Origin of the sequence: Acidisarcina polymorpha (assembly GCF_003330725.1) — a bacterium.
GTDB lineage: Bacteria > Acidobacteriota > Terriglobia > Terriglobales > Acidobacteriaceae > Acidisarcina > Acidisarcina polymorpha.
In genome coordinates, this window is sequence record NZ_CP030840.1 from 2,751,709 (window position 1) to 2,777,751 (window position 26,043).

Genomic DNA, 26,043 nt, shown 5'->3' on the forward strand with positions numbered 1-26,043 from the left:
CAAGCCACTAGCGGACGCCACAGAAGAAAACAGCACCCAAGCGAAAACTGTCGCGAAGACAGCTCGCTCATTGTGAGGAAACCTCATGGCTGGACGCCTCTTTACAAGATTGGCCGTGCTATCACCGGATTAAACCGAACGACTGCCACCAGGGCTAAACGTTGGCCGGTGTGAGTTTGAACTCCGTTTAGTAGCGTCTGGATTCGGTCGACGGCTCACTCTCCGGTCAGGCCCTACCGGCGCCTTCGGAGTAGCTGTTTTGTGACGAAACCACGTTATACCAGTATCCGCGGAAAATCCAATACCATTTCGCCCTGTCGTCGACCGATCTCGAACGTTTCCTTTGTGGAATCAAATCATTGAAAAGCCGCTTTCAACCGCTTTCTCTTCAGTCGTGTTTGTCGGGCACAGGGGAAGAAATCCTCGTCGACCTGACGCAGGAGATCGTGAATGCGTCGTGAACGCTAAACTCTCGCTTTATCGCTGTGGGCGGGCAGTCACAACGTAGTAAGGAGCGGTTTTCAGCCACGATGCGCGTTGGAGGCATTTCAAGCCATAGAGTCGACGTTTCCACGAACCACTATTCAAGATGGTTCAAAACAACGCCGCCCGATTCGCTCGATTCGTAGAGCGCTTCCACCAGTGCCATGGTCTGGTAGGCATCTTCGAAATGGGTAGGCAAGGTGGAGGCTGATCCCTCGACAAACGCTTGAAGCGCACCCATGGTGCCCATGAATCCGTCGGGGAAGTTGTTGCCAGTGATCGGTATAGATTGCCATTGTTCTTGATTTGCTCCGCGCTTTGCGAACGATGCCGAGTCAGGCTTGCCAGTTGGGTAGTCCAGATTGAGGCCCATTGTCATACGAGCTGCTCCTTTCAGGCCTTCCCACTGCACAAAACTATGCTGATGCTCGGGACCAAAATTGTGATTGTGGTTGGTCGCGACAAAGACGCGCATCGCATCCCCATAGTCAAGGATGGCCACCGTCTTAGTAGGAGCCAAATGAGCGTGCTCCGGGCTCTTCACCGTCTTGGCGTAGACGGAGCGCGGATTCCCAAGCCAGGAACGGATTAAATCGAAGTAGTGGATGCTGTGGTAAAGGATCTCAAGCCGCGGGGCGTTGGCCAGAAAGCTCCACAGATGCCAAGGCGTGTAGGTGCTCGTCTGCACCTCGACATCGACGAGCTCGCCAAGCATTCCCTTCTCCGCCAGGGATCTGACCGCGAGGTTGTTGGGTGAATATCGAAGGGAAAAATTTACAGAGGCGATCAGGTTTTTGCGACGGCAGAGATCTCTGATCGCGCGGGCCTCTGCTAGCGTCTCCCCCATCGGCTTCTGCATCAGCACAGCCGAACCGTCTTTGAACTCAGGCAGGATTCGCAGCAGTTGCGAGGCGGGAACGGCAACGTCGAAGATAGCGTCGGAGGGGGCGAAGCGGATCGCCTCGGTGAGAGAGTTAAAGCTACGGGGAATGTGCCTTTCGGCCGCTAGGCCGGCCGCCCGTTCCGGCAACTCATCCATGATGCCGATGACCGGGAACTGCGCTTTCTCATAAGCGGGGAGATGCGCAGCCCGCACGATTCCTCCAGCTCCAATGATGACGATAGGGCGAGGCCGCTTTGGATAGACAAGGACCGCGGAGGAAAAGCTTTCCCTTGCTTGTGCGGGAGAGGACTGCATCGACAACTTCCTTTCTTCGATGCCTAGTTATGGTGAATAAGTTTTTCTCGCCATGCCTCGGCGATCAAAGTCATCTGACGAAAGGCTTCAGATCTCACCCGCCTGGTCGATGCTCAGGACATAGGCATACTTACCCGGCAGCGAAGCCGGTAAGGACACTTTGACGTCCTCTCCAACCTGTGTCCAGGTTAACGGTTTGTCGTATCCGAGTAGCTCGATCGTTGCGCCGGCTTTTGGCTTCAACGAGGCGATGGTCACACTGGGCCCTTGGATGCTGCCCATCATCGTCGCATAAAGAGTGCTATTTTTCTGCGTGAACCGGACATCCATGCCGCTGGTGGTCTTGCCCTCGGCACGCTTCCACGGGTGAGTGCCATAAATGGCGTCACCGTTTTGGGCTAGCCAGGCGCCAAGCTCCTTCAAACGCGCCATCTGCACTGCCGGGATTGTTCCATCGGCTTCCGGGCCGACGTCGAGGAGCAGATTGCCATTCTTGCTGACGATGTCCACCAGCAAGTAGATGAGCTTGTCTGGAGCAATTGTCTGGGCCTCACCCTCGGCGCGGTTGTAGCCAAAGGATTGGCCGAGGCCGCGACACTCTTCCCATTTCTTGGGGCTGATCTCTTTCAGGGTGGAGTATTCCGGCGAGGTATAGTCGGCATGCTTGATGCCAAACCTGTCATCAACGACGCCATCCGGTACCGCGTTGTAGTATTCCGCCTCGATGTCCATCGGGTGCCCGGTCTTCGGATAGTCGATGTCATTCCAGAGGACCGATGGCTGATAACGCTGGATCAGTTCGCGGTATTGTGCGTCCACATATTTCCCGTAAGCTTCGCTCTGTGGCTTGGTGGCTTCGAAGCTCTCACGGGAGCTGATCGGTCCGGGAACGAAGGTCCAATCGAAGCCTCCCGAGTAGTACAACCCCATCTTCAACCCCTGCTGGCGAACCGACTTGGTCAGATCGCCCACCAGGTCCCGGGTCGCATGTTGGCGATCGGCCGGCAGTGTCGGATTGGGCGTGACGCTGGGCCACAAGGTGAATCCCTCGTGATGCTTGGTGGTCAGCACAACATATTTGGCGCCAGCGTCCTTGAAGATCTGGGCCCAGGCATCGGGATTCCATGAGGCGCTCTGCTTGTCGAACTCGGCGGCAAAATCGTAGTAGTTGTGGTTAGGGCCGAAGTGTTCGCGATCATACTTTTGTGTTGGCGACCCATCAATTCGAACTGTGTTGTAGTACCACTCGGCGTAGGGATTATTTTTAAACTGGTTCGGATCGTTGAAATTCACCATAGTCAGTGGCGCCCAGCCGGGGACGGAGTAGAGGCCCCAGTGGATAAATATCCCCAGCTTTGCGTCGTCGTACCATTGAGGAACCGGGTGCTGGTCAAGCGACTGAATGCTTGCTTCGTAGTGTGGCGGCGCTTGCGCGAAGCCCGCGGTCGAAAGCGCCAAGGCCGCGAAAGCAGCCAGCTTCGCAGTCGTGCCTCTTTTCGAATACCCGTAAGACCGTATCAAATTTTCCTCGCAGTTGACCAAGACGCGGAGGCATCGGGACGGACAATTCGGTCCGAAATGGCCGCGCTATGTCGTTATAGTTAACGTTTACTCGATAACGCACTAGAGTCCTAGGTGGAGCATACGCTTGTCAAGCGATTTCCACTTTGGAGGAGCCAACGTATCCGAGTATCCACGTTCGAAAACCAGCGGTCCCTAGGCCTGGAGCGGTTTACCAGCTCTTTTTGATCAAACCGTCCACTGCGAAACCGCCATTCTGGTCTCGGGTCCCACTTACCGCAATTTTCGGCGTTAGCTGGTACTGGCCCTGAATCGTCTGATTCTGGGTCGACGCGACATTGCTAGAGAAGGTGATGAACAGATTCCCCGTAACCCGCTGCTGGATGGTGATGTTTGCGCCAGGAGGTCCTTGACTGGTTCCTCCCGCCAATACCGGACTAATCGAAAGCTGAGAAATGCCGGCGATCTTTGAGACACGACTGGTTACCTGGTTGCTCACCTGGGAGGCGATCAATGACTCGGCTGCCTGATTCGCCGGGGTCGACGGATTGGCTGCATTGGCTTCGGTTGTTTTGCCGAAGGCCAACAAGTTGATAATGTCCGCAGAAGGCAGCGCCGGATCGGAGCTGTAGTTCGTCCGTAATTGATCGATGGGACCATTAAACCGCAGATAGACGCTGTATTCCTGGATGTTGGTGTAGAGCGTGAGGTTGAGGACCGGCTGAGTTTCGGACGGATTGACGAACTCGATGGTGCCGCCATTCAGCACGAATCTTTCTCCGTTGAGGATCACGTCGCCATTGTTGAGGTTAACCCGGCCCAGGATGACGGGATCTGCTGCCGTGCCGCGCACCTGCAGGTTCGCTGAACCGTTGATGCTTACGGTTCGGCTTACAAGATTGACGTCGTTCGTTGAATGTACGGCCAGGTTCAATTGCAGATTTTGACTGAAGCCCTGGCTGGGCGGAAGAGTGATCCCGCCGGAGAATTGGCTGATGAAGTTAGTCAGATCGAAGGCCGGGGTAAACGAGATGTCCGATAAGCTGACCGATCCGCCAAGCAGCGCATTATCGGTCGATCCGGTAAGCGTCACGTTAGCATCGACGCCTTCCCGAACTCCTTGTGGATAGAGCATGCGGACGCCCTTGGCAGCCAGCCCCAAATCGAACTGGATGGCAGGTTGATAGGTGACGCCGCCTTGCGCGGTGACCTTGCCTCCCCCAACGGTTCCCTCGAAGCTGCTAATGTTCAGCCGATTCTTCGTCAGGGTCAACACGCCGTTGCCGTGTTGGAGCCCGATGGGCAGGTCCCCGGAGGAGAAGCTAGCGTCCACTATGTTGACTTGTCCACCTATATTCGAGCTGCTAGGCGCTCCGTAGGAATTGATGTCGAATTTGATCTGACCCGAGGTCCTTATGTCAGGGCTGAAGAGCTGCGCCAACTGGAGATTGACGGAGCCCAGCAGCAGAGCCGAGATTGGCGGGTTGGGTTGTACGGGGAACGACGCCTGGAGCTGAAGATCGGTGTCCGTTCCGCGAATGCCGAATCGCTGCAAGGAAACGATATTGTCCTTGTAATCGATGTGAATCGGAGCGGCAGCGGCCAATTGGAGCGTCTTCTGATAAGCCACCTTCAACACCGGAATCGTGACGTGGGCCTCTAGGCGTTTCTGGTCTTTGAGCGGTCCATTTAGCGTTGCATGGAGCTCAGTTTCTCCGCTGACATCAGCTGCTTGCGCCGGAGCGTACGCCGCCAATATCGGCTGCAAGGGAATCGATTGAGTGTCGATCGATGCCTCTGCCGGGTAGTCGCCGGTTAGGGCGACCTTGGCTACTGCCCGAAGAGAGCTATTCACAGCTGAGCAGATCAGGTTTGCATTCGCTAGATGATTCGCGAGGTTCACGTGCAGATTGGAATTGCTGAAGGTCTGCCCCTGGACGATGAGTTGTGGGATGTTGAGAGTGGCATCAAGTCCAGGATTGTCAAACGTTCCTTGTCCACTTGCATTCGCAGAGAGCGTGCCGGTCGCATTGATGCTCTTGCTTTTCACGCTCTGCAGCTGACCCAGCTGGAGTCCGGTGGCGGTCAGCTGTGCCGTGTAGGTTTTGTTCCTGGGGCGAAGGCTGAAGCGGCTCTGAAGCTGACCGTCGATGACTTGGACTGCTAAGTCGCCGTGCAGTTCGTCTCCGGCGCCAGCGAAGGAGAGATTCGCCGAATCGATTGGCTGTTCATAGACGACAGTCCTCCCGAGCGACACGGTTCCTTGTCCCTGGGGGCTTAGCTGGGTGCCATGCACATTCACATTTGCGTTGAGAGTTCCGGTCACCGGCACTTGGGAGCCAGCGATCCTGGCAAGATCCGCGAGACTCAGCTCGCTCGCCTGGAGTCTGAGGCCGAGCTGGCTGGTTGGAGTGAAAGACCAGTGGGAGAGCGCGGTGTTGGCGTTGAAATGGATCCGGCCGCGAGAGGCAAGCTGTAACTCCGCATTTGTCAGCCCAGCGCCGGTCGGGCTTAGGTCGACGGTACTTTGCAGCTGTTTGATGCCGGCTCCCCTGATGAGAACGTTGGAGGCGGAGAGGCGTCCGGCCAGGTGGGGAGCCTTGGTTGTCCCATGGATCGTCCCTTGAAACGAGGCAGCTCCGGCCAGATCCAACTGCGGGGCTGGGCCGTTTGACGGTGGCGGTTCAAAGACACGGGCGATGACCTCGACCTCGTGCAGGTCCCTCGCTTCGAGACTGACGTTCAGGTTGGACGTGTTGCTCATGACCCCATCTACGGTCAATGTTGTGTGAGGGGTCCGAAGATAACTTCTGGATAAGGACAGCTGGTTCCCGCGACCGATATATCTTGCATGGATAACACTGTCGACTGGAATTGCTTGAGCGACTGGAATTGCTTGAGCGACCGGGAGTGCTTGGGGATTGCCAGCTGGGGCGGCTCCGGCGACGCCGCCGGTGATCGTGGACTGCGCTGTGGCTACCAGATCGTCGAGTGTCTTTCCCCAGTTCGCGTTTGCATCTGCGTTGAGCACTCCATTGAGAGTGGCCCCGTTAGGGAGCGCAGAACCCTGGACCGCGTGGTTGAGCTCTCGCAGCGATAATCCCTGAAGAGTGGCCTGCACCTGGGTGTGCGAATCGCCTCCCATTTTGGTCATCTTCCCACTGCCGCTCAGGCGTCCACCGAGAATCTCCAGGTGGAAATCTTGAAGAGCTGCATCGCCATTTTCCAGCGAGTAATGCCCCAGCAGGTCCGTGGCTTGCATACGCAGGGAGGGAGTGCTGAGATCCAGCCGCTGACTACTAACATCTCCCTTCAAGTCGATAGAATCAATCATCGCTAGATTCGGAGTTTGTTGGTAGTGCGCTGAGCCGGTTGCACGAACGATCCCGGTAGGTATGGAGGGATTGTTCAGGATCTGCCGAAACTCGCTTGTATCCAGGAGGGCGTCGTAATGCGCCCGGAGATCCGGCTTGGCATAATTCTCCAGGTCAGCAGTTACCACCAACTGCGACGGGCCGCTGGTCAGCTTTGCCTCTTTGAGAACGAATCCGCTTGGCGTGGCTTCAAATTGCGCCTCCAGATTGTGGGGAATCTGCTGCAGAGCGCCGGAGGTGAGGCGGCCGTTCGAGTAAGCAAGCCGGCCGGAGTACTTCTGCGACGCGGCATCGAAAGTGGCGTTGAAGACCAGGTCATGTAAGTCCGCATCGAGGTCGCTTTGACGGTTGTTGTAGAACGCCTCGCCGCGGTCAAGGACGGCGTGACGGATGCCCAGATCGAAGAGGCTTGTTTGACTGCCGCTCGAGCCGGAACTCTTGATTGTCGGGATATTAGAGCGGCCGTTCGCGTCGGTTGTCACTTTGACGACGGGGCGGTCAATGCGCAAAGTATCGAGATACCACTGTCTGCGAAAGGCGGATACGATTTTCACGCCCACTTCGGCGTGTTCGACTTGAAGGATCGGAGGGTCCGGATAAGGGTTTGCGCCGTGAACCGTGATGCCATAGAGATCGAGGCTTAGATGAGACAAGCGAAGAGTGAAGTTCTGCAGCTGCACTTGCACACCCAAGGTTTCGCTGGCTTGCTGCTGAACCTTATCGATCAAGTAACGATGAAATCGAGCGCTATGGAGAATACCAGCTAGAGTGAGAGCGATCAGCAGTACGAGCAGTGCGGAAGAGGCTGCGATCCAGCCGCCGATTCTCAGCCATAGCGGGGTCTTCTGTTGCTGGCGTTCTGATGGGGATAGATTTCCTTGAGGAGAGTAGCCAGTGTTCACGAGTACCTCGCTTAAAACGCTTGTCCAATGCTGATGAAGTATTGCGTCGCTTGAATGCCGGGAATCGGATTGAGATTTCTGCCAAGGTCGATACGCACCGGACCAACTGGTGTTGCATATCGTAGGCCCAATCCCACGTTATTGGTGTAGAGCGAAGTGAAGTCATGAAAGCCAACCAGAGGAAAGACGTTGCCTCCGTCGTAAAAACCAACCACCCCGAGACCCTTCTTGATTGGGAGCGGAACGCGCAGCTCGGAATTGATCAAAAGCAATTCGTTGCCCCCGCTTGGTACCTGGATGAAAGTACAGTCTGTCGTAGACCCGCTGCTACAAGCGGGAATCTTTCTCTGCGGGCCCGCTCCATCGAGAGGGAAGCCGCGCAGGGTGTTGCCTCCCCCGGTAAAGAAGGACTCGCTCAAAGGCACACGGCTGTTGGAGAAGGGTTGAGCAAGACCGATGCGGAGGCTGTTCGCCCAAACAATGCCATGACGGAGCGGCCTGAAATAGGCCAACTGCGCGGTCAACTTAGCGAAGTCGACGCTCGAGCCAAGCTTCGTGGAGTTGAAGTCAAACTCGACTGTCTGTAGGACTCCCTTGTGTTCATCCAGGGTGTTATCGCGGGTATCGCGGGTGAGGTTAGCTGCGATCGTCGAGAGCCGAACATGCTGGTCTTGTGGTAAGACCAATTGCGGTATCTCGATCCTGGTCAGGTCGGTCTTGCTATAGCTATAGCGGAGAAAGAGGATGTCTGCATTTGCCTTGTCGAGGCTGCGCTGTACCTGATAACTGCCGAGGAACACCTGGGAAGAGAATATCGGATTCTCCTCGTTGCGTTCGGCGGAGATCGATGCTGTGGACTTCCATGGAGACCAGCGAAAATTGGGATCGATATAGTAAGCCGCGCCCCGCTGATCGAGGCGTCCGGCGAAGCCAGTAAAGGACAGCGTCTCCCCTTTGCCTCGAAAGTTGTTGCGGGTGTACTGAAATGTTCCTCGCGGTCCATAGAAGGTCGTCTGACTGGTGGTAAAAGTAGAGGGTAGTCCCACGGGAGGCAGGTTCGGCAGGGCCACCGTGCCGCTCGGTACGCTGCCGCCACGATTGATAAATTCGAATCCAAATCCGTAGGTAATCTGGTTTTTCTGCGCCTCGTGGACCTTGACTAATACATCTTCCTGGGTCTGGGTGGTGATGGTTCTTTTTGGATCTACCTCGGCCCAGTCGAAGACGCCGGTGTGGTTATACAACTGGCTCTCTGCCGTAAGCAGCTCGGTTTCAGTAAGCGGCTGTTCCCCTTTGATTGCGGCTACGTCCTGATCGATAAGCCGCTGCTGGGTGTCGACTCGGCCAAGCGTGTAAACATTCGATGCATAGACTCGTGGTCCCTCGTAGATGTGGTAGATGACGTCGATATGATGAGGATCATTCTTCGAGACCACTTTCGCTGTTTCCCTGAAAGTTGAGGTGAGATAGCCGGCTTTGAGATAGTTCGCAACGATGTTCGCGCGGTCGCTCTGCACAAGGCTCTGAGAATAGGGCTTGCCGGGCGCCAGCTGCAATCCTTTTGGGGCGAAGCTGGTTTCAGGAAAGGTGGTTGCACCCTCGATTTTCAGAGAGTTGACGATGTCGCGCGGGCCTTCATCGACAACAAAGACGACCTTGATCGCAGGTCCATCATTGACGACTTTAGAGGCTACTTGTACGCTGCTGTAGCCCTGAGCCTGGTAGACCGCTTCGAGGTTCTTAACGCTGGACCTCACCAGCTTTTCGCTGAAATTGCCAGGGGAAAAGGGATGGGACTTCTGTACGGTAAGGCGCGAGGTCAAATCGGAGGAGGGGAGGTGAGTATTTCCGGAGACACTGACCTCAGAGACCTTGCGCTTCTTTTCCTTGCTGATGCGGTAGACGATGGTGTCGCCAGTAGCTAATATCTTGCTATCTGAATCGACTTTGACGTCAAAGAACCCTTTCGCCTGGAAGTAGGAGATCAGCGCCTCCCGGCCTTCCTGTACTGATTCTTCGTCAACAGCGATGCCTTGATAGACGGGGAGCAGCGACTTGCGAGTCCAACTCCAAAGGTGAGCGCCCTCTAAGTCGACGTGAACCACAGGTCCGGGATGGACGCTGAAGTGGATGTCTGCCTGATTCGTATCCTGATGAAACTCCGCACCGGCCAACTCCACTTCGGCGTTAAGCCGGCCACGCTTCTGTAATTGGGTTTGAAGATAAAGGGCTGCTTTCGACAGAGTGGTACGGCGATAGGTCTTGCCGGTCCGGATGGCCGCACCTCGTCCGCGGGCGATCAAGGTCGCGAGGCTGGCCTTGATTCTTGCCGCTTCTTCAGCAGTGACGCCATCGACAACGATGTTCCCAAACTTCGCCCGGCGGTTGAGGGTGACGTGGAAGTCCACGTTGGCGACGCCGACCTGGGAGTCTACCTTCACTTCCGACTTCACCTCGGCTTCAAAGTAGCCTTCCTGCCGGAAGAAGTTGATCAGGCTCTGGCGGTCGCGCTCGATATCCAGGGCATCGAAAGGCGCCTGGGACGGGAAGTCCGCCACCTGCACCAGGCGGGAGTAGGCAAACTGCTCCGCGCCGGGAAATCGAAAGATCCCAATATAAATGGCCGGCTCGAGAACCAGGAGGACACGAACACCGTTGGGTTCAGGTTGTACCTGGAGCTGCACTTCCTTGAATTTTCCTGAAGCCTTGACCGCCGCCACTGTCTGGTCCAGCTTCTCCTGGGAGAAGGGCTGTCCGTCTTTTTGCGCGAACATCGGCGCAAAGTCGGAGTTCTGCAGATCCGGACGTCCTGCGATCTCCACCGAAGTGACATTTTGGCCCTCGTAGGAGGACAAGGTCTGGGCTGTCGCTGCTCCGGTCTTTGGGACCTCTTGAGAAGTCTTCGTCTGAGCGGGAAGGTCTCGGATCAGCAGCAAGACCGCGCAGAGAAGACCGAAATGAAGAATTCGCCTGCGGACCATTCTCTTCGTTCCCAGGCAAGTGCAAGTTGCGTATGTGCGATGGAGCAGATAAGTACCCACTTTACTGGCAGCTAAGATGCTGAGGCTGGCTAAGCGGTTTGATCCTGAAGGATTCGGTGGGAGCGCGTCAGGAAGATGCACGATCTTCCACGGGAAAGGGAGTTGCTGGCGGTTCACAGCTGCCCTCTTCGAGGGACTGAAGGAGATGATTTTTTGCGGCGGCAGCTTCGATTTCGCTGTTTAGCTCGGCGCCGAGAAGGAGGGCAAGTCCGGAGATATAGAACCATGTCAGCAGGATGATGACCGCGCCCAGCGAGCCGTAGGTCAGCGAGTAGTTGTTGTAGAAGTGGAGATAAATCCGAAGGGTGAAGGAGGCGAGCAGCCAAGTGGCGATCCCGACCGCTCCTCCTGGGGTGAGCCAATGCCAACGACGCGTTTTCACGTCGGGCGCCCAATAGTAGATGACCGCAAACGACAAGACAAGCAAGGCGGTTGCGAAGGACCAGCCGGCCAACCTGACCACTGCCGCTGCGAGCGCGGCAAGCACCGGGTGAGACAGGCGTCTGTGGGCTAAGGCCGCGAAGAAATCCGCGCCGAGCAGCGATGTCAGTATCAATGAGACGAGGATGGTCAGCACAATCGTCAAGGCAATTGCGCAGATTCGTGCTTTGAAGAACGACCGTGATTCGCGAATTTTGTATACCGTGTTGAGGGTATCCTGGATGGCTGAGATGCCCACCGAAGCTGACCAGATGGCGGCGATCAGCCCAAAGGTGACTTTGCCGGAGGTAGCGGCAGCAGCCGTCTCATTGTAGGTGTTCAGCACTGTCCCCATGGCTGCAGTAGGAATCACTATCGAAAGATAGTGCAGCAGCTTGTCATATATGTGAGCGGCTGAATGCGCGGCGAGGCCAAGGATTGAGCTGGCGCTGAATAAGGTCGGGAAGAGAGCGAACAGGAAGTAGAAGCCTAATTCGGCGGCCCGGCCAAAGAGGTTATCGGAGAGTAGCGATTTCCAAGTGTGGTCGGCGATCACGCGCAGGGAGGTCCCTTGCAAATTCCAAAGAGAATGGAGGGGAGATCGAGAGACAAGCTCCCATACACGTTGCTGGAGGAGGCGTTGCGAGGTGTGGATCGGAGTTTCAGCGCCGACCATAACGGGGGCCCAGAGAGAAGATTATCAACCTTTTGCGCTAGATGGATGCAGGAATGGCCCTCAAGGATAGCCGGTCCACTTAGAAGATGATGGCCCCGTCAAAACAATCAAAGGCTCCTCTACAATCAAAGCCTCTTCTTCTGCTTGAGTGGTAGTCTGAGGCGCCCGCTCCATCAGAGAAGCCAGGACATCAAGGCACGACCAGCAGATCGCGCTCGCGCTCTGTCTCGAGAGGCAAGAGAGCAGCCGAAACTGCGTCAAGCAAGATTGAAGCCGGACCGGTCATCCCAATCCAGACATGTCTCCAACTGCTAATGCTTCACTTTTGCCACCCTCCCGCGGTGAGGTCTTCATATAGCATCCAAGGCTTGACGAGAGAATCGCGAATTCAAGCATTGACAAGAAATCGAATCTCTCTTATTCTCCGATTCATGAGTCGTCACTTACAAGTTCGTTGTTGTCCTATCACACAGTTTCTTGTGTGCATGGCTATTGGCGACGCGTGTGTGACAGACTAACTCTGCAGCGATCTCGTAAGTGAGATAACCCCGCTCAGAATCAGAAGACGTCCCCAAGCTTCCCAAGCAGAACGATCTTAGCGTTCTGTGCCTGCACCGCCTCGACAAATCCGAATAGACCACGTCTTTCCGCAAAGTCTTTGGTGTCTTTGCGCCCGGGCTGGTTACTGCGATGCTAAGGCCGTCCGTCAGGCTCTTCAGCCTTGCTTTGTCTCGGATTCATGCGTCAACCGGCGGACTCCACCGAGGAGCAGAGGGATGTTGAAGAGATTTGTAATAGCTATGATGCTCTCCACGGCTGCGTTTGCTCAGCAGGCGTCGAACGCAGCCACCGACGCTGAGGGTGCTCAGCATGCACCGGCCACCAAGGCCAAACAGCTTACCAACCAAGAGTTCGATACTTACCTTGCCCATCCAGAACAAGTCCTGTTGCTTGATGTGCGCAGACCGGACGAGATTTCGACCATTGGCGGCTTTCCCGTCTATCTCAGCATTCAAGCGAAAGATTTAAAGAACCATCTCGGTGAGATTCCGAAGGACCGGCCTATCATCACGGTCTCGAACCACGCGGCGCGCGCCAGCGTCGCTGCCGATCTTTTGGAAAGCAATGGCTTCAAAGTCCTCGGAGCAGTAGGCGCAGATACATATCAGAAAGCTGGAGGAGCCCTCGCGGTTAAGATTCCTATTCCGCCGCCGACGCCCGGAAGTAAGCCGAACACGGTCGGCTCGAACCCGCAGCCAGCACCTACGGGATCACACTGAGCCTCCAATGACTCTCGCTGATATTAAGCAACTCACTCCGAAGATAGTTGTCATCGCTCTTGTGATTTCCACGAGCACCGCGATGTGCAAGGCTCAAACGCTTCTTACCCAAAAGGCGCTCTCGGTGGAAGCAGCTTTGTCTGTCGCTACTGGTGCTCTAGACAAGTGCCGCGCAGACGGGTATCGAATCAGCTTGACGGTGCTCGATGCCAGCGGCCTGGTCAAGGCCCAGGTGCGAGGGGATGGTACTGGTCCCCACACGCTTGAACACAGCCGGCGCAAGGCATACACCGCGCTTACCTTCAAGCGCACATCCGCGGACACGGCCAAGGCCTGGGCCTCGGCCACAACCCCACCGCCGGTGATCGAGGGTACCGTAGGCGCCGCGGGCGGGGTACCCATAAGAGCAGGCAATGAAATCATCGGCGCGATCGGGGTTAGCGGCGCGCCCGGCGGAGAAAAGGACGAGGCTTGTGCGAATGCGGGCATCGCTAAGATTGCGGACTTGTTGAAGTAACGCTTTGTCTGTTCAGCGGACGCACTGTGGGTACCGCTTCGGGTTTGAGCCAGGGGCTCATGCCGTAGAGTCGCGGCCGCGTGTCCGGTCTCGCATCCACGAGTTGCACGCACGAAATGCTTATGGCGGAGTGGAACACAAACCGGTTGGTTGTTTGTGAGGTTCGCTCGAGGTGGAAAGACGACGTGTTCAAGAGAATCCTTGTAACTCTGACAATGAGCATCCTCTGCTTCCGTGCGCCTGCGCAGGTTGCTACTGACGCCATCATCACCGGGGTGGTTACCGATACCGCGGGCGGCGTGGTTCCAGAGGCCTCAGTGACAGTGACCAATGTGGCCACGGGCATTCGGTCAACGGTGGCGACAAACAAAAATGGGCTATATCGCACCGCGCCACTCAAGATTGGCGAGTACACGGTGAGCATCGAGGGGAAGGGTTTCAAGCAGTTCTTTGAACCAGGCGTGGCGCTCGACATAGGAGCCATCCGTCAGATTGACGCGACGCTTGCAGTCGGCGATGTCGTCGATACGGTGCAGGTGCAGGCCAGTACAGAGCAGTTACTGCAGAAATCCGACTCCTCTGTAGGTACGGTGATCACCAATCAGCAGATTGAAGAGCTGCCGCTCAACGCCGGGAGCAATGGGCGCGACTATCTTCAGCTTGCCACGCTCTCTGCGGGAACCACTCCCGCCGTTCCCAACAGTACCGGAAACTCCGGCGGAATTAGCATTGGCGGACAAGCTGGCAGCCAAGCGGCATTTCTGCTCGACGGCATCGACAATAACAACCAGCAGATACTTACAGCGCACACTGGCCAGAAAGAGATCATCAAACCGTCGATCGACGCCATTGCCGAGTTTAAAGTCTTGACCACTAGTTATTCGGCTGAGTTTGGACGCTCGTCGTCTGGGGTAGTTAGTGTTGATCTGAAATCGGGAACCAACAACATTCATGGAAGCGCCTTCGAGTTCCTTCGCAATGACGCCGTTGACGCGCTGCCTGACTTTTCCGCAACGAAGCTCCCTTTCAAGTACAACGACTTTGGCGGTACCCTTGGAGCTCCCATCCGCAAGGACCGGGCTTTTATTTTCGGAGATGTCGAGTTCTTCCGGCTCAGGACGCAAAGTACCGTCTATAGCCTGGTTCCTACAGCTGCTCAAAAGACTGGTCAGTTTTCTACGCCGATCTACCAGCCTGGTACCTACAACGGAAACTCTCGCGCTGAGTTTCCTGGCGATCGGATTTCCGGCGTCGATCCAATAGCAAACGCTCTGCTGCAATATTTTCCGGCCCCGAATTTCAAGGGAAGTGGATCGCTTGCCGCTGACAACTACTACTACAACCAGAGTGGAAATCAGAACAACTACCGTTGGGACGTTCGCGTGGACCAGTCACTGTCCAGCAAAACGAGCTTGTTTGGGCGCTATAGCTCGGAGCAAGTGCGTTACGCGTTATCTAACTCGCTGCCGCCGCTCGACGGTCAATACTATGCGGGGTCAGGCGCGCAACTGATCGACAGCCAGGCATTCGTCGTTGGGTACGATACCACCTTCTCTCCGCATCTTCTCGGGTCGCTGCGGCTGGGGTGGAACAGGCTCCATTGGAACGAATCATATCCGCGGCAGAACCTGACCGGGGTGGGCATACCAGGTGTCGCAACTACCAATCCTGGTTTCTCCGAGATCCTGATTACGAATTTCACCACGATCGGCATTAGCAATGTACCCAACACTGATGACAGCCAAAATCGCGAGATCGCGGCGAGCGCGACCTGGAACCGCGGAGCGCATACCATCAAGTTCGGCTGGCAGGAATATTGGCTGCAGACAAATTTCGACAGCTCGCAGCTGACCAGCGGCATCTTCAGCTTTAATGGTCAATATACGGCGGCGACCCCGAACTCCACACCCAGCAATGACCAGCGCTTTGCCGACTTTCTTCTCGGCGCCACTTCGCAGGAGAAGTTATCCAGTCCTTCTATCCTGAATTTCCGATCGCCGTATACGCACTTCTACGTACAGGACGATTGGAAGGCGAGCCGCTCCCTGACGCTGAACCTTGGATTGCGTTATGAACTTAGCCTTCCGGCGGTCGACAAGTACAACAGGATCGCCAATTTCGACGAAGACAGCGATCCGTCGAGTCCGCAGCTTGTATACGCCGGCGAGTACGGCGGTAGCCGGGCGCAGCGGGCCCTACAGAATGTGAGTTACACGGGACTCGCTCCGAGGTTCGGCTTTGCCTTCAGTCCGGAAGGCAGCAAGACAGTGCTGCGCGGCGGTTACGGTATCTTCTACTCGAATGCCATCACGGTTGGGGGCATGCAGTCGATGGAGAACAATCCCCCTGTAAACCAACTGCGCCTCATCACGTCTCCGAGTCCAACAACTCCGAGCGAGTTTTTGCAGTATGGATTTCCCGTCGATGCGCTCTCACTCACAAACGCCAATGGCAAGAAGAACGTGACGCTGGTTTCTTTTGATCGCCACGCGGTAATACCGACCGATCAGCAATGGGACGTGAATGTGCAGCGTGCGCTGCCTTTCGGCGTCGTCGCAGAGGTCGGCTACTACGCCAACAACTTCGATCATGCCTGGTGGCAGGTGGATGGAAACCCTGCGCCTGCGACAGCGACGTCGGCGTTGCCAACGGGTGGGATCAATGCAAACCGTCTCTTCAAGTCGACGACTATTCCTGCCGTCGCCGGCAATCCAACTATCAATCTGGGAACAGTAAGCCGTGTCTGGAAGGAGGGTTGGAGCCAGTACAACAGTCTGCAAGTGAAGGCCGAGAAGCGCTATGGCAAAGGCCTGAGCTTTCTGGCCTCCTACGCCTATGCCAAAACAATCGGGATCGGCGACACCCAAGACTTTCAAGATCCAAATGATATTCAGGCCGAGCGAGCCGTGGCCAGCACTGATCTGCGGCACCACTTTGTGGGAAGTGGCGTCTACAACCTCCCGTTCGGCCATGGCAACCAGTTCGGCGGCGATTGGAATCGCTGGGTCGACGGCTTGCTGGGCGGATGGGCGTTCAGTCCAATTCTGACATTCAGCACAGGAACACCGCTCAATCTGACGGAATCCAAAAACCCATCGAACAGTGGCGGTACCGCCGACCGCCCGAACCTGGCCGGTGCTCCTTATCGACCAGGTTCAGTCTCGGGAAATCCTGCGTGCACGGCGTCTGGGGCGCACACTCGAAGCGCGGCGGAGTGGTTCAATCCGTGCGCTTTTGCCGTGCAGCCCTCGGGAACCTACGGGGACGCGCCTCGCAACGCCATCACCTCGCCGGGCATTGTCAATATCGATGCAGCGCTTCATAAGACGCTTGCGATCAACGAGCATGTGCGGGCGCAGTTCCGGCTCGAGTCCTTCAATGTCACCAACACTCCTCACTATGGCCCCCCGGCTCTGGATGTTCAGTCGCCGACCACGCTCGGGACGATTACCACGATCACAGGCAATCCGCGGCAGAACCAGATTGCAGTCAAAATTGTTTTCTGACGAGTTTGAGGAGAAATCAGAAAATGCCGCCCCTCTTGCATCTTTGTCAATGGATCTACCAGACACATCTTTCGGTCGCCATTCGCGGATCGGTATGGGTATTTCCAATTATCGAGTCTATCCATGTCCTCGGTATCACGGTTCTGGTGGGCACGATCGCAGTCGTCGATCTTCGGCTGCTGGGGATCGTCATGAAACGCGAACCGGTTTCGAGCATAGCCCGCCAGATCTTGCCCTGGACATGGGCAGGCTTTGGCCTGATGTTTGTCACCGGCCTTCTTCTTTCTATTGCGGAGGCAGCCACTAACTATTACAACCTGGCCTTCCGCATCAAGCTGGTTCTTCTCCTGCTGGTGGGCTTGAATCCGCTGATCTTCCATTTGTCGGTTTATCGCAGGGTCTCTAACTGGGACGTTTCGGCGGTCACGCCCGTGCGCGCCCGGTTGGCGGCTGTCTGCTCTCTGGTCCTTTGGTCCGGCATCATCGTCGCCGGTCGCATGATCGCCTACCTTGAAAGGCCCTGACACCAAGCCATGAATCTAGAAGGAGTATTGCTGGCATGACATTCCTGAGCTTCTGCCATTGGCTGGCCGGCTCACGCATCGGTACTATCATGCGCGACTCCACCTGGGACTTCGCGATCGTGGAGATAATCCACTTGCTTGCCCTTGCTGTCTTCGGCGGGGCGGTGCTGCTGGTTGATCTTCGCTTCCTGGGTGTGGGATTGAGGATGCAGCCAATCGCGAAGACCGCTCGCGAACTGCTGCCGCTCACTGGAGGCGGCGTCATCGCAATGTTAATCTCCGGATTCCTGTTGGTGGCAAATGGGCCGGTCCGCTATTACTACAACCCTGCCTTCCGCATCAAGATGGCTCTCTTCGTCTTTGCGTTGTCGTTTCATTTCATCGTTCAGATTGCGGCGGCGCGGCGGCCTTTGGAGAGTGAGAAAAGCCCGGTCTGGTTAAGAGTAAGCGCGGTTCTATCTTTGTTTGTCTGGCTCAGTATCGGCATCGCCGGACGCGCCATAGGCTATGTATAACTTCCCGGCGTGTTAGTCCGCTATCGGCATTGGCGGTGTTGTCTGTAGTCCTCGTGAAATCGCAATTTAAAGCCTTAAGGAGTCGTTTCATGAAGAAGCACTTGCTTACCGCGGCCTTGTTGTTCAGTATGGCCGCTGGTTCCACCCGAAGTTTCGCGCATCACTCGTTTGCGGCGGAGTACGACGCCAGTAAACCAATCACACTGAATGGAAAACTCACCAAGCTTTCCTGGGTCAATCCTCACGGCTGGATTTATGTCGATGTCGTCAATCCGGACAAGACGGTAACCAGTTGGGCGGTAGAGTTCGGCAGTCCCAACGCGCTTCTCCGCCGCGGTCTTCGGGAAACAGACTTCCCATTGGGGATCGATCTTACCATCAATGGATATCTCGCCAAAAATGGAAAGAAGATCATTAACGGCACTTCGGTGAAGCTCCCCGATGGTCGCAGTCTCTTTACTGGATCGGTGGGAACCGGCGCGCCCGGCGATCCCGGCGTTGCTCAGAACCAGTAACTGGTTAGAGTTCATTAGAAAGGCGATGATGAAGTTAGATAGAAGCGTTTGCTTTGCACTTGTTGCCTCGTGCTCGCTGCTACTCTCTGCGGCGGCCCAGTCGGATGAGCATCCGTTTGTTCCTCGTCTGAGCGATGGTAAGCCCAATTTCAATGGAGTCTGGCAAGCTGTCGGCGGAGCGGATGTAAACCTGCTGGACCACATTGCGGACAAATATGCCCCGGGCGCGCAGAAGGTCATCGAGGAAACCGCGATACCGTATCTACCCGAGGCGGTGAAGAGGCGTCAGGAGAATTTTGAGAGACGCGCCACGGATGACCCGGAGACATCGAAGTGCTACCTGCCGGGCGTTCCAAGGATCACTTATGCGCATAATCTCCCATTCCAGATATTCCAGAAACCGGATGGCGACAAAATCACCGTCCTCTATGAGTTTGCCGAGGCGCACCGCTTTCTCTATACCAACGGTACGGATCATCCGCCAGGGCACATCAACTGGTGGTTGGGCGATTCACGAGCCAGGTGGGAAGGCGACACGCTGGTGGTTGATTCCGTCGATTTCAACGATGCGACCTGGTTCGATCACGCCGGCGACTACCATAGCGATGCCTTGCATGTTATCGAGCATTATCAACTACTCGATGCCGACCACATCGACTATAGAGTCGAGATCGAGGATCCGAAGGTGTATTCAACGCGATGGCATATCGACCTCATTTTGTACCGGCGCAAGGAGAAGAATTTTCAGCTTCTTGACTACGTCTGCTACGGCTTCGATCTAGGCAAGTACTACCCCTAGTAAGGCTAGTTAATCCGTGACGTTCTAGAAGCGGCAATTCAGAAGTGATGATGCAGGAGACCAATCAAGTGAAGAAGAAACAAGCCGGCGCCGCGAGAAATAGATGGATCGCTCCCGTTCTGCTATCGGCGTTCGCCAGCACTCTCTTTGCGCAGAGCAACGCGAGAAAGAGCGTCCCACCCCAAGCAAGCGCCTGGGAGCCGAAAAAGTTGAGCGACGGGCAACCGGATATCGAGGGCATCTGGACAACGGTGTATTACGGCATGGGATGCCTGACCAACCCCACGAATGGGGATGTCAATTGCGTGCCGCCGCCAGGACCCAGGCCAGCCGCGGGAACCGCAAATGCGGGCGTGCCGCCTCCGCCTGACGCAAGTGGGCGATCCTCCGGCCAGCGCGGCAATGGCAACCCTCCTGACATTGTGAGTTCCGAAGCTGCGCACGAGAAGGATGCGCATAGTGAACCACAGTCGACCGGCGGCCACCGGCCGCACAATGCCCCTAGCAGGATCATTGATACGCCCAACTACGACATACCCTACACACAGGCTGCGCTGGCCCATCAGCAGGACCTCTTTGCGCACTACTACACACCGATCCGATATGGAGATATCGATCCCCAGCAGCGGTGCTGGCCGCTGGGCGCCCTCCGCCAGTTTACCTGGCATGATGTGCAGATTGAGCAGTTTCCTGGTTACATCGTGATGATCTACGAGGGCGCCGAGCAGTACCGCATTATCTACCTCGACGACCGCCCGCATATCGGACAAGATCTGAAACTCTGGTTCGGCGACTCCCGTGGACATTGGGAAGGCAACACTCTAGTCGTGGATACCACCAGCAACAACGCTAAGGGACGCCTCAGCCGCGCCGGGGACTTCTCGAGTAATAACGTGCACTACATCGAACGATTTAAGTTCAGCGACGGCGACCACTTCCGCTATGAAGTGACGTTCACCGATCCCACGGTTTACACACGTCCATGGACATTTGCTTTGGACGAGCATCGTGCGTTCTTCGCTGGAGATGGAGGCACACCGGAAGGTCCGGTTACCGCGGATTCGCAAGCGAAGTATGAAAACTGGGAGGAAGCCTGCCATGAAGGTCTGATCCCAGGCGGCAACGACATCCCCGGTCTACCGCCGGAGCCGCCATCTAACTCGGAGAACTGAGTGGGAGCGATAAGAGCAACTCAAACCGTTCGGATGAAGACTGGTCGACGCGAAAGAGACAAACGTCATGCTTAGAATGCCAATTCAAGTCTTAGCTGCATTGGCGGCTACTTTGTTTTTCATGCGGCCATTACAGGCACAACGCGCTCCGCTGCCGGCGGGTGTAGAGAAGATCTGCTCGCTCTCCTTCAGCAAAGACCCGAAGCGCCCCGCCCGGGTTGAAAATTCTGCTCTCCCATGCCTGCAGGAGGTGGCCGAGAAGCTCAAGCAGACGCCTCAGATCAAGCTGGTGCTTATTGGCATCTCTCACCCGCTCTACGATCGCGCGGATGAAGACCGCGGCATGGAGCGCGAAGGCGAGGACATGACCGGAACCGACATCCGCTTCAGCGACGTAGCCGCCTATCGCGCCATCAACACAAAGTCATATCTGACTCAATGGCTGGGCTCCGACCCGGCGAGAATTATTCCGACGACCGACGAATACGCACTGGGGCAGGAGGTACTCATCTTTAGCGTTCCCGCCAACGCGGATTTCTTCCATAACTACACTCGAACGACGCCCATCAATGAGTCCAGATGCACCATCACGCCCTGCCCGAACCCGGATGAAGATGTGCTGACTCCTCAGCCTCGATCGCGCATTCCGACCGAGAGCGCACCGGCCTCTCCAAAGTAAACAGGCACCACTGGCTGAGAATAGCGAAAGCGAACATTCCCCTTAAGCTGATCGATCGTCAGGTCAGGTGAGCAGACCTCCTCCGAATCCTCGGAACGGATCGCGCGCCGCTGACTGCGCGCGGGCTAGAGTTTGCGCGATGCTGTGCGGATCGCATAGACCTCCTTCTTTAGGCGGCGTACGGCGAGACGCATATGGATGACGGCTACTTTTGAAAAGCGCCGGATCAAAGGCGTGCGCAGCCTCCAAGATGGAGGAGATGTTGTTGCATGATTTGTCGTGCTATCGACGCAACCTTGAGCCGAAGGACCCGATAACTCGTTCTCTTCCAGCAAAACTCTTATCATTTCCGGACCGATGAAAGGTATCACTGAATTTGTCCTGAGTTCCGCGAAATGTGAGCTCATTCCGCCAGGGAATCCGAACTCGCAATTAAGAACAGAGCAGCCGGGGTTTTATTCCGCGTATTGCGCGCTGAGTCTGCAGGGAAGGGATGACGTTCCAACCCGCAAGCTCCGCTTCCAATGTTTGTCGTAGCTCGGGAAGGTTAGAGGTGGAATAGGACCCCAGGTTATGTGTTCTGTCTATAAACAGGCCGGTTATGGCATAGATCGCCCAGTGCCAGTGGCCGGTGGATAGCTTGACTCTTCATTGCCAAGGTACAAGTGCTTCTGACACCAGCATGGAGGGCACAGTCTAAGTATGGCTGTTGCACATATGAAGACAGAGAAGCATGGATGCGGGCAACGTTCCTCGACCAGTGTTTAGCCTTGCAGAACAGAGGGAGAGCTCTTCGGGAGATTGCAAAAGCAGAGCGATGGACGTGACAACAACGTAAATGATGTTAATAACCGGAGCGATAGGATGAGCAATAATATCGTGCGCAAGTTCTTCCAGAACTATAACCTCATACGAGACGGCGGCTTTGATCTCTTTCGCAAAGAGCAATCGAAACTCTTTTCACCAGATTTGTTGACGCTGGCTTCGGATAAGCGAGGGAACCTTACCTACTACGGCATCGACGGGTTTTTTGAGGGAATGGTCGCCTGGTCTAAGCATTTCTTCGTGAATGGTGAGTCCGCGCATGAGTTTCTCAAAGAGACTGACACACACGTTCTTGTGAGAATGCACGGAGATTTAGCGCTCGCGGAGCCGATCAATGAGTCAACGGTCAGCAAAGCGAACGGGCACGATTGGACTCAGGAGTTCGAACTGCTCGATGGCCTCATTACAAAGGTCGAAGTACGGCTTTCTTTCTACTAACAATTTGGCTGCTGATGAATGAGCACTCAAGGCGCGGATCGGCTCTTGGTGCGACTTTATAAATGAGGTTGACAAAGCCGGTGCCCGTCCTCTAGTCTTCCCGAATTGTGGCATGTGGCGTTCATTCTTCCAGTTGAGTGCAGTGCTTCATTGGCAGCAAAAGAGACTGCAAGGAACTCAGGAGAGGCGCCATGCCCATCATTTTCAGGGAGGATTATGGTGCTGGATTTATCTCTTATTGCGTGGCGTCGACGCGCGTTGTCATCGATGCTCGGGTTTGCCGGAGTGGCATTGAGCGTGGCCACCATGACTGGTTCAAGCCCGGGCCAAGCGGTGGAAAGCGGGACCGGAGTGAGCGTCCTCAATAATGCTGATGCCTGGGAGCACAGAAGTGCGCCCAAGCTGGTCGGCTATCTTCCTGACTATGATGGCAGCTATTCCTATTTCGCTCAGACACTTGATTTTTCAAAGATGACCCACCTGTATCTTGCCTTCGGTTTGCCCCCTTTCTGCGATGGCACGTGCACCAGGGACAGCGATATGACCTTTTCCCTCAACCAGACGGATGCCGACATCCATACTCTGGTGACGGCCGCCCACAGAGCCGGTGTCAAGGTGGTGTTATCGATCGGCGGAGGAGGCGGAGATCAGCAGATATTGCAGTTCTACAATGCAGGACTCTCCGTGCCTCTGGTGAAGTCGCTTAGCAGATATTTACGAGAGCACGATCTCGATGGTGTGGACCTGGACATCGAGGACCCTAACAATATGGGCGAGCCCTATGCGGAATTCACCAAGGTACTGGTGGACACTTTCCATCCTCAAGGCAAAACGGTCACAGCGGCGGTGGCCGAGTATCTGCAGGACTCCATGCCCGACAAAGCCTTGCACATGTTCGACTTCGTCAACGTGATGAATTACTCGAACTACTCGGATGCGCAGGTAGCCCTGACCTACTACTCGGAGACCAAGAAGGTTCCTAAAGAGAAGATCACTCTAGGAGTGCCTTTCTTTGCGCAGAGTGGGGATGGAAACATCGAGGAGACTTTCTCAACTGTGCTCGCCGCTTACCCAAATGCGTTTGACGCCGATATGGTTTCAGGTGGCTCTCTGGATGGCGGCGTGACTCTCTACTACGTGGGGGGCGCCACAATGGCGCGAGAGACCGAGCTAGGCAAAGAATATGGCGGAGTCATGATCTGGGAGCTTTCGCAAGATGCCGCTCCGCCGAATTCGCTGTATCAGGTGATCGAGGATCATTTTCCTCGGAAACGATGCGATCGTTAGAACCCGAATGGATTCCTCTAGCCATCGCGCTGGTGGGACGAAGGTGGCGCACCTACAGAGGCTAGCCTAAAGCAACCGCTTCCCCTTTCTACAGGCTCAATGTAGAGAGGGGATAGCCCTTGATACGTCCTATGGCCATGCATCGAAGAGTTTTGCGACGTTGAGGGATCCCAATCCAGTCGGGAAATCATAACCTCTCGTCGCTTTGTAGGCGGGAGTCCTTGGCTTTGAAGCAGGAGCGAGAACCCCCAAGTCCTTGTCGGTGTCAGCCGCGCAATCGTAGAATTTGCCTTTGTGGTTCATCCCGCATGGGACGGCATTGTCTCCCTTGGTAATGTCGTTGAAAACGCATTCAGCAGCCGGCAGTGTTCCTTCGACGCTGCTGGCGTTGCAAGCTTCGGCCGGCTGTTCTTTGAACTGCTTTGCGGCGAGGGCGTAGAGGACATAATTCGCATTGCCCTGCTTCCCGTGTTTCTGATCGACCAAGGCCTGGATGCCTGCCATCGCTGGAGAAGCGAACGATGTGCCGCCGCCGCCCAGCAGGATTGCATCATTGTAAGGGGTACACGCGGTCCCGCCTTGAGCGGCGTCCGAGAGACACTCGACATAGAGGCTGCCCCAGGTGCCATAGCCGGCAAAGAAGGAGATATCCGGCTGATCGCGAACGCCGTCATCGGGAATGCCCGGAACGCCAGTCTGCCATGAGGGTTTGGGATTGCCCTTGCAAGTGCCGCTAACTACTCCATGAATCGACGGCTTGCCTGTAAAGCAGGAACTTGGTTCGCCGCTGCCTGCCGCATTGTTCACGAAAAAATTTTTCTTCGCATAACTGGAGTTGCAGAAACCGTCAGGTCCAGAGGCGCTGGTGTAGGCGCCGTTAACAGGGTCGCTGTAGATCAGCCGGCTAGCGCAACTGCCGTTCCACGGTATTTCGGGGATATAAGAGAACGCCGATTGCAGAGTCCTGGGCTGATTTCTGGCGCTCCAGTAGCGGCCCACGGGGATGCCATGAACGTCCTGGTTATACTGCGCCATGAAGTCAGTGCCGCCTACGTCGACAGCGTAGGCCGAGGCAGTGTTATCGCCGCTGCTGATGCCATGATCGGAGTAGTTGCCGTAGCTGCACTGGTCGGCGCCGTCATCGCCCTGGGCAATAAAGAAGGTCACGCCTTGCGCCGACGCCTGCTGTTCCTCCATGTTTTCGAGTGCAACCTCGGCTGCGCCCGAGAGGACTTCACAGTAACCATAGCTGTCGGAGATGATGTCGGGCGGCCTGGTATCTAGAAGATTGAGGATGGCTGAATCCAGACCGCTCGTGCTGTTGGTATTGGCGCAGGCGACCAGCTCGATGTGGGCGTCTGGCGCTGTGGCGCTGGCCCATTCGACATCGAGGGCAGCCTCAATCTCATCGCCGTTCTGGCCAGGATTGGTGCAGGCAGGGCCGGGCAAAAAGGCGCTTGGGTATATCTGCTCAAAGGTGGCGCCGGTGAACTTATCGAGTCCGAAGGTTCTGCGGAACGTCGCCCAGTCGGAAGGATGGGCGAGGTTGGAATCCTCGATCAGGGCGATTGTGACGCCCTTTCCTGTAAATCCTTTGTCCCAAAGAGGCGACACGTTATAAATCCTGGCGAAGTCGTAGGGTCCCACGGCGTGGAACGTTTGACCGTCCGAACCGAGGTTGAAATGCGCATGCCACTGCCCAGTTGTTTTGTCATAACTCACCGGCCCGGCAATTCGAGAGCGCGGACGCGGCCGGAAGTCGTGCAGGGAGGCGATCCCCTGGATGACCGGCGCCAGCGCCAGCGGCACCTGCGGATCGCTCATGCTGCTCATATGCCTCTCGCCATTCGGCAAAACCACGTTATGAAGTTCAGTATGGAATGTCGAGCGAACCAGGCCGGCCGTACCGGAAAAGTCTATGGCAAATTCGCCCTTGTATATGCCGTGCACCGCAAATCCGTGGTTCACGAGCCAATCGCGAACCACCGAGTATCCTGCGTCGAGATGCCGTAGCGTTCGCCGATTTCTCGGGCGGTTAGCCAATGATGATATTCCGGCGATTGAGGATCGTGCATCGCTTCAATCTGGCGCGCCAGGGCAGCCTCTGCCTCGGGTGTCCTCCGGAGTACCAGTTTAAGGTGGGCCAAGGGGTAGTTATCGGACACGGGACCAAGATCACCGGGCGAGTTTAGAGCCACCGGCGCGGGGTGGTCGGGAAGCGCAACAAGCTGCGATTCGTCAATGGGAGTGGTTAATCGCGATTGAGACCGGGCGGCGGGGATGATAACAAAAAGCATCGCCGCCACAGATGCCAGCATGGATCTGCGTTGCATAAACCCCCAACAGCGCTGCGTAGCCTGAGGCATGGAAC

General features: G+C 56.0%; 17 protein-coding genes and 1 pseudogene. 11 read left to right on the forward strand and 7 right to left on the reverse strand.

What is annotated here, in order from left to right; translation table 11 throughout:
* Positions 1-580: 580 nt before the first annotated feature.
* The 5 genes from ACPOL_RS11740 to ACPOL_RS11760 form a co-directional block, all read right to left on the reverse strand.
* Positions 581-1,681 (reverse strand): Gfo/Idh/MocA family protein, encoded by a 1,101-nt coding sequence (locus ACPOL_RS11740; protein WP_114207229.1) that lies wholly within the window; start codon positions 1,679-1,681, stop codon positions 581-583.
* Between the two features lie 87 nt (positions 1,682-1,768).
* Positions 1,769-3,202 (reverse strand): alpha-L-fucosidase, encoded by a 1,434-nt coding sequence (locus ACPOL_RS11745; protein WP_236657418.1) that lies wholly within the window; start codon positions 3,200-3,202, stop codon positions 1,769-1,771.
* A 211-nt stretch (positions 3,203-3,413) separates the two neighbouring features.
* A complete protein-coding gene (locus ACPOL_RS11750; protein ID WP_114207230.1) occupies positions 3,414-7,478 on the reverse strand; it encodes a translocation/assembly module TamB domain-containing protein in 4,065 nt (1,354 codons plus the stop codon).
* An 11-nt stretch (positions 7,479-7,489) separates the two neighbouring features.
* Entirely contained in the window at positions 7,490-10,459 is a 2,970-nt protein-coding gene (locus ACPOL_RS11755) for an outer membrane protein assembly factor (protein ID WP_114207231.1), read from the reverse strand.
* A 127-nt stretch (positions 10,460-10,586) separates the two neighbouring features.
* Positions 10,587-11,615, reverse strand: a complete 1,029-nt coding sequence (locus tag ACPOL_RS11760) for a YihY/virulence factor BrkB family protein (protein WP_114207232.1) — start codon at positions 11,613-11,615, stop codon at positions 10,587-10,589.
* A 776-nt stretch (positions 11,616-12,391) separates the two neighbouring features.
* Between ACPOL_RS11760 and ACPOL_RS11765 the strand changes: the two genes are divergently transcribed.
* The 11 genes from ACPOL_RS11765 (at position 12,392) to ACPOL_RS11815 (ending at position 23,672) form a co-directional block, all read left to right on the forward strand.
* Positions 12,392-12,895 carry a rhodanese-like domain-containing protein gene (locus ACPOL_RS11765; RefSeq protein ID WP_201759166.1) on the forward strand — a complete coding sequence of 168 codons (504 nt, stop codon included), beginning with the start codon at positions 12,392-12,394 and terminating at the stop codon, positions 12,893-12,895.
* A 7-nt stretch (positions 12,896-12,902) separates the two neighbouring features.
* The gene (locus ACPOL_RS11770) at positions 12,903-13,412 is read left to right on the forward strand and encodes a GlcG/HbpS family heme-binding protein (protein ID WP_114207233.1); all 510 of its coding nucleotides are present in this window, start codon (positions 12,903-12,905) and stop codon (positions 13,410-13,412) included.
* A gap of 185 nt (positions 13,413-13,597) precedes the next feature.
* Positions 13,598-16,918, forward strand: a complete 3,321-nt coding sequence (locus ACPOL_RS11775) for a TonB-dependent receptor (RefSeq protein WP_161557303.1) — start codon at positions 13,598-13,600, stop codon at positions 16,916-16,918.
* A gap of 23 nt (positions 16,919-16,941) precedes the next feature.
* A complete protein-coding gene (locus tag ACPOL_RS11780; protein ID WP_114207235.1) occupies positions 16,942-17,442 on the forward strand; it encodes a DUF6644 family protein in 501 nt (166 codons plus the stop codon).
* A gap of 35 nt (positions 17,443-17,477) precedes the next feature.
* On the forward strand, positions 17,478-17,957 hold the full coding sequence (locus ACPOL_RS11785; protein WP_114207236.1) for a DUF6644 family protein: 480 nt from the start codon (positions 17,478-17,480) through the stop codon (positions 17,955-17,957).
* Positions 17,958-18,046: 89 nt separating this feature from the next.
* Positions 18,047-18,472: a DUF6152 family protein gene (locus ACPOL_RS11790; RefSeq protein WP_114207237.1), complete on the forward strand. Its 426-nt coding sequence runs from the start codon at positions 18,047-18,049 to the stop codon at positions 18,470-18,472.
* Positions 18,473-18,497: 25 nt separating this feature from the next.
* On the forward strand, positions 18,498-19,271 hold the full coding sequence (locus ACPOL_RS11795) for a hypothetical protein (RefSeq protein ID WP_201759167.1): 774 nt from the start codon (positions 18,498-18,500) through the stop codon (positions 19,269-19,271).
* 68 nt (positions 19,272-19,339) lie between these two features.
* Positions 19,340-20,443, forward strand: a complete 1,104-nt coding sequence (locus tag ACPOL_RS11800) for a hypothetical protein (protein ID WP_150132965.1) — start codon at positions 19,340-19,342, stop codon at positions 20,441-20,443.
* A gap of 67 nt (positions 20,444-20,510) precedes the next feature.
* On the forward strand, positions 20,511-21,122 hold the full coding sequence (locus tag ACPOL_RS11805; protein WP_150132966.1) for a hypothetical protein: 612 nt from the start codon (positions 20,511-20,513) through the stop codon (positions 21,120-21,122).
* 864 nt (positions 21,123-21,986) lie between these two features.
* Complete coding sequence (locus ACPOL_RS11810; protein WP_114207241.1) at positions 21,987-22,385, forward strand: hypothetical protein; 399 nt, start codon at positions 21,987-21,989, stop codon at positions 22,383-22,385.
* A 216-nt stretch (positions 22,386-22,601) separates the two neighbouring features.
* Complete coding sequence (locus tag ACPOL_RS11815) at positions 22,602-23,672, forward strand: glycosyl hydrolase family 18 protein (RefSeq protein ID WP_114207242.1); 1,071 nt, start codon at positions 22,602-22,604, stop codon at positions 23,670-23,672.
* A gap of 129 nt (positions 23,673-23,801) precedes the next feature.
* Here ACPOL_RS11815 and ACPOL_RS11820 read toward each other — a convergent pair whose 3' ends face one another.
* A complete protein-coding gene (locus ACPOL_RS11820) occupies positions 23,802-25,505 on the reverse strand; it encodes a S53 family peptidase (protein ID WP_414633368.1) in 1,704 nt (567 codons plus the stop codon).
* Positions 25,488-26,038, reverse strand: a pseudogene (locus ACPOL_RS11825) (protease pro-enzyme activation domain-containing protein); the annotation flags it as partial. The gene ACPOL_RS11820 and the pseudogene ACPOL_RS11825, both read right to left, overlap by 18 nt.
* Between the last annotated feature and the right edge of the window lie 5 nt (positions 26,039-26,043).

Coding starts and splice junctions, on each gene's coding strand:
- ACPOL_RS11740 (WP_114207229.1), bottom strand. CDS start 1,681: ATGCAGTCCTCTCCCGCACAAGCAAGGGAAAGCTTTTCCTCCGCGGTC.
- ACPOL_RS11760 (WP_114207232.1), bottom strand. CDS start 11,615: ATGGTCGGCGCTGAAACTCCGATCCACACCTCGCAACGCCTCCTCCAG.
- ACPOL_RS11810 (WP_114207241.1), top strand. CDS start 21,987: ATGAGCAATAATATCGTGCGCAAGTTCTTCCAGAACTATAACCTCATA.
- ACPOL_RS11755 (WP_114207231.1), bottom strand. CDS start 10,459: ATGGTCCGCAGGCGAATTCTTCATTTCGGTCTTCTCTGCGCGGTCTTG.
- ACPOL_RS11780 (WP_114207235.1), top strand. CDS start 16,942: ATGCCGCCCCTCTTGCATCTTTGTCAATGGATCTACCAGACACATCTT.
- ACPOL_RS11795 (WP_201759167.1), top strand. CDS start 18,498: ATGATGAAGTTAGATAGAAGCGTTTGCTTTGCACTTGTTGCCTCGTGC.
- ACPOL_RS11815 (WP_114207242.1), top strand. CDS start 22,602: ATGGTGCTGGATTTATCTCTTATTGCGTGGCGTCGACGCGCGTTGTCA.
- ACPOL_RS11820 (WP_414633368.1), bottom strand. CDS start 25,505: ATGAGCAGCATGAGCGATCCGCAGGTGCCGCTGGCGCTGGCGCCGGTC.
- ACPOL_RS11785 (WP_114207236.1), top strand. CDS start 17,478: ATGACATTCCTGAGCTTCTGCCATTGGCTGGCCGGCTCACGCATCGGT.
- ACPOL_RS11805 (WP_150132966.1), top strand. CDS start 20,511: ATGCTTAGAATGCCAATTCAAGTCTTAGCTGCATTGGCGGCTACTTTG.
- ACPOL_RS11790 (WP_114207237.1), top strand. CDS start 18,047: ATGAAGAAGCACTTGCTTACCGCGGCCTTGTTGTTCAGTATGGCCGCT.
- ACPOL_RS11765 (WP_201759166.1), top strand. CDS start 12,392: ATGTTGAAGAGATTTGTAATAGCTATGATGCTCTCCACGGCTGCGTTT.
- ACPOL_RS11770 (WP_114207233.1), top strand. CDS start 12,903: ATGACTCTCGCTGATATTAAGCAACTCACTCCGAAGATAGTTGTCATC.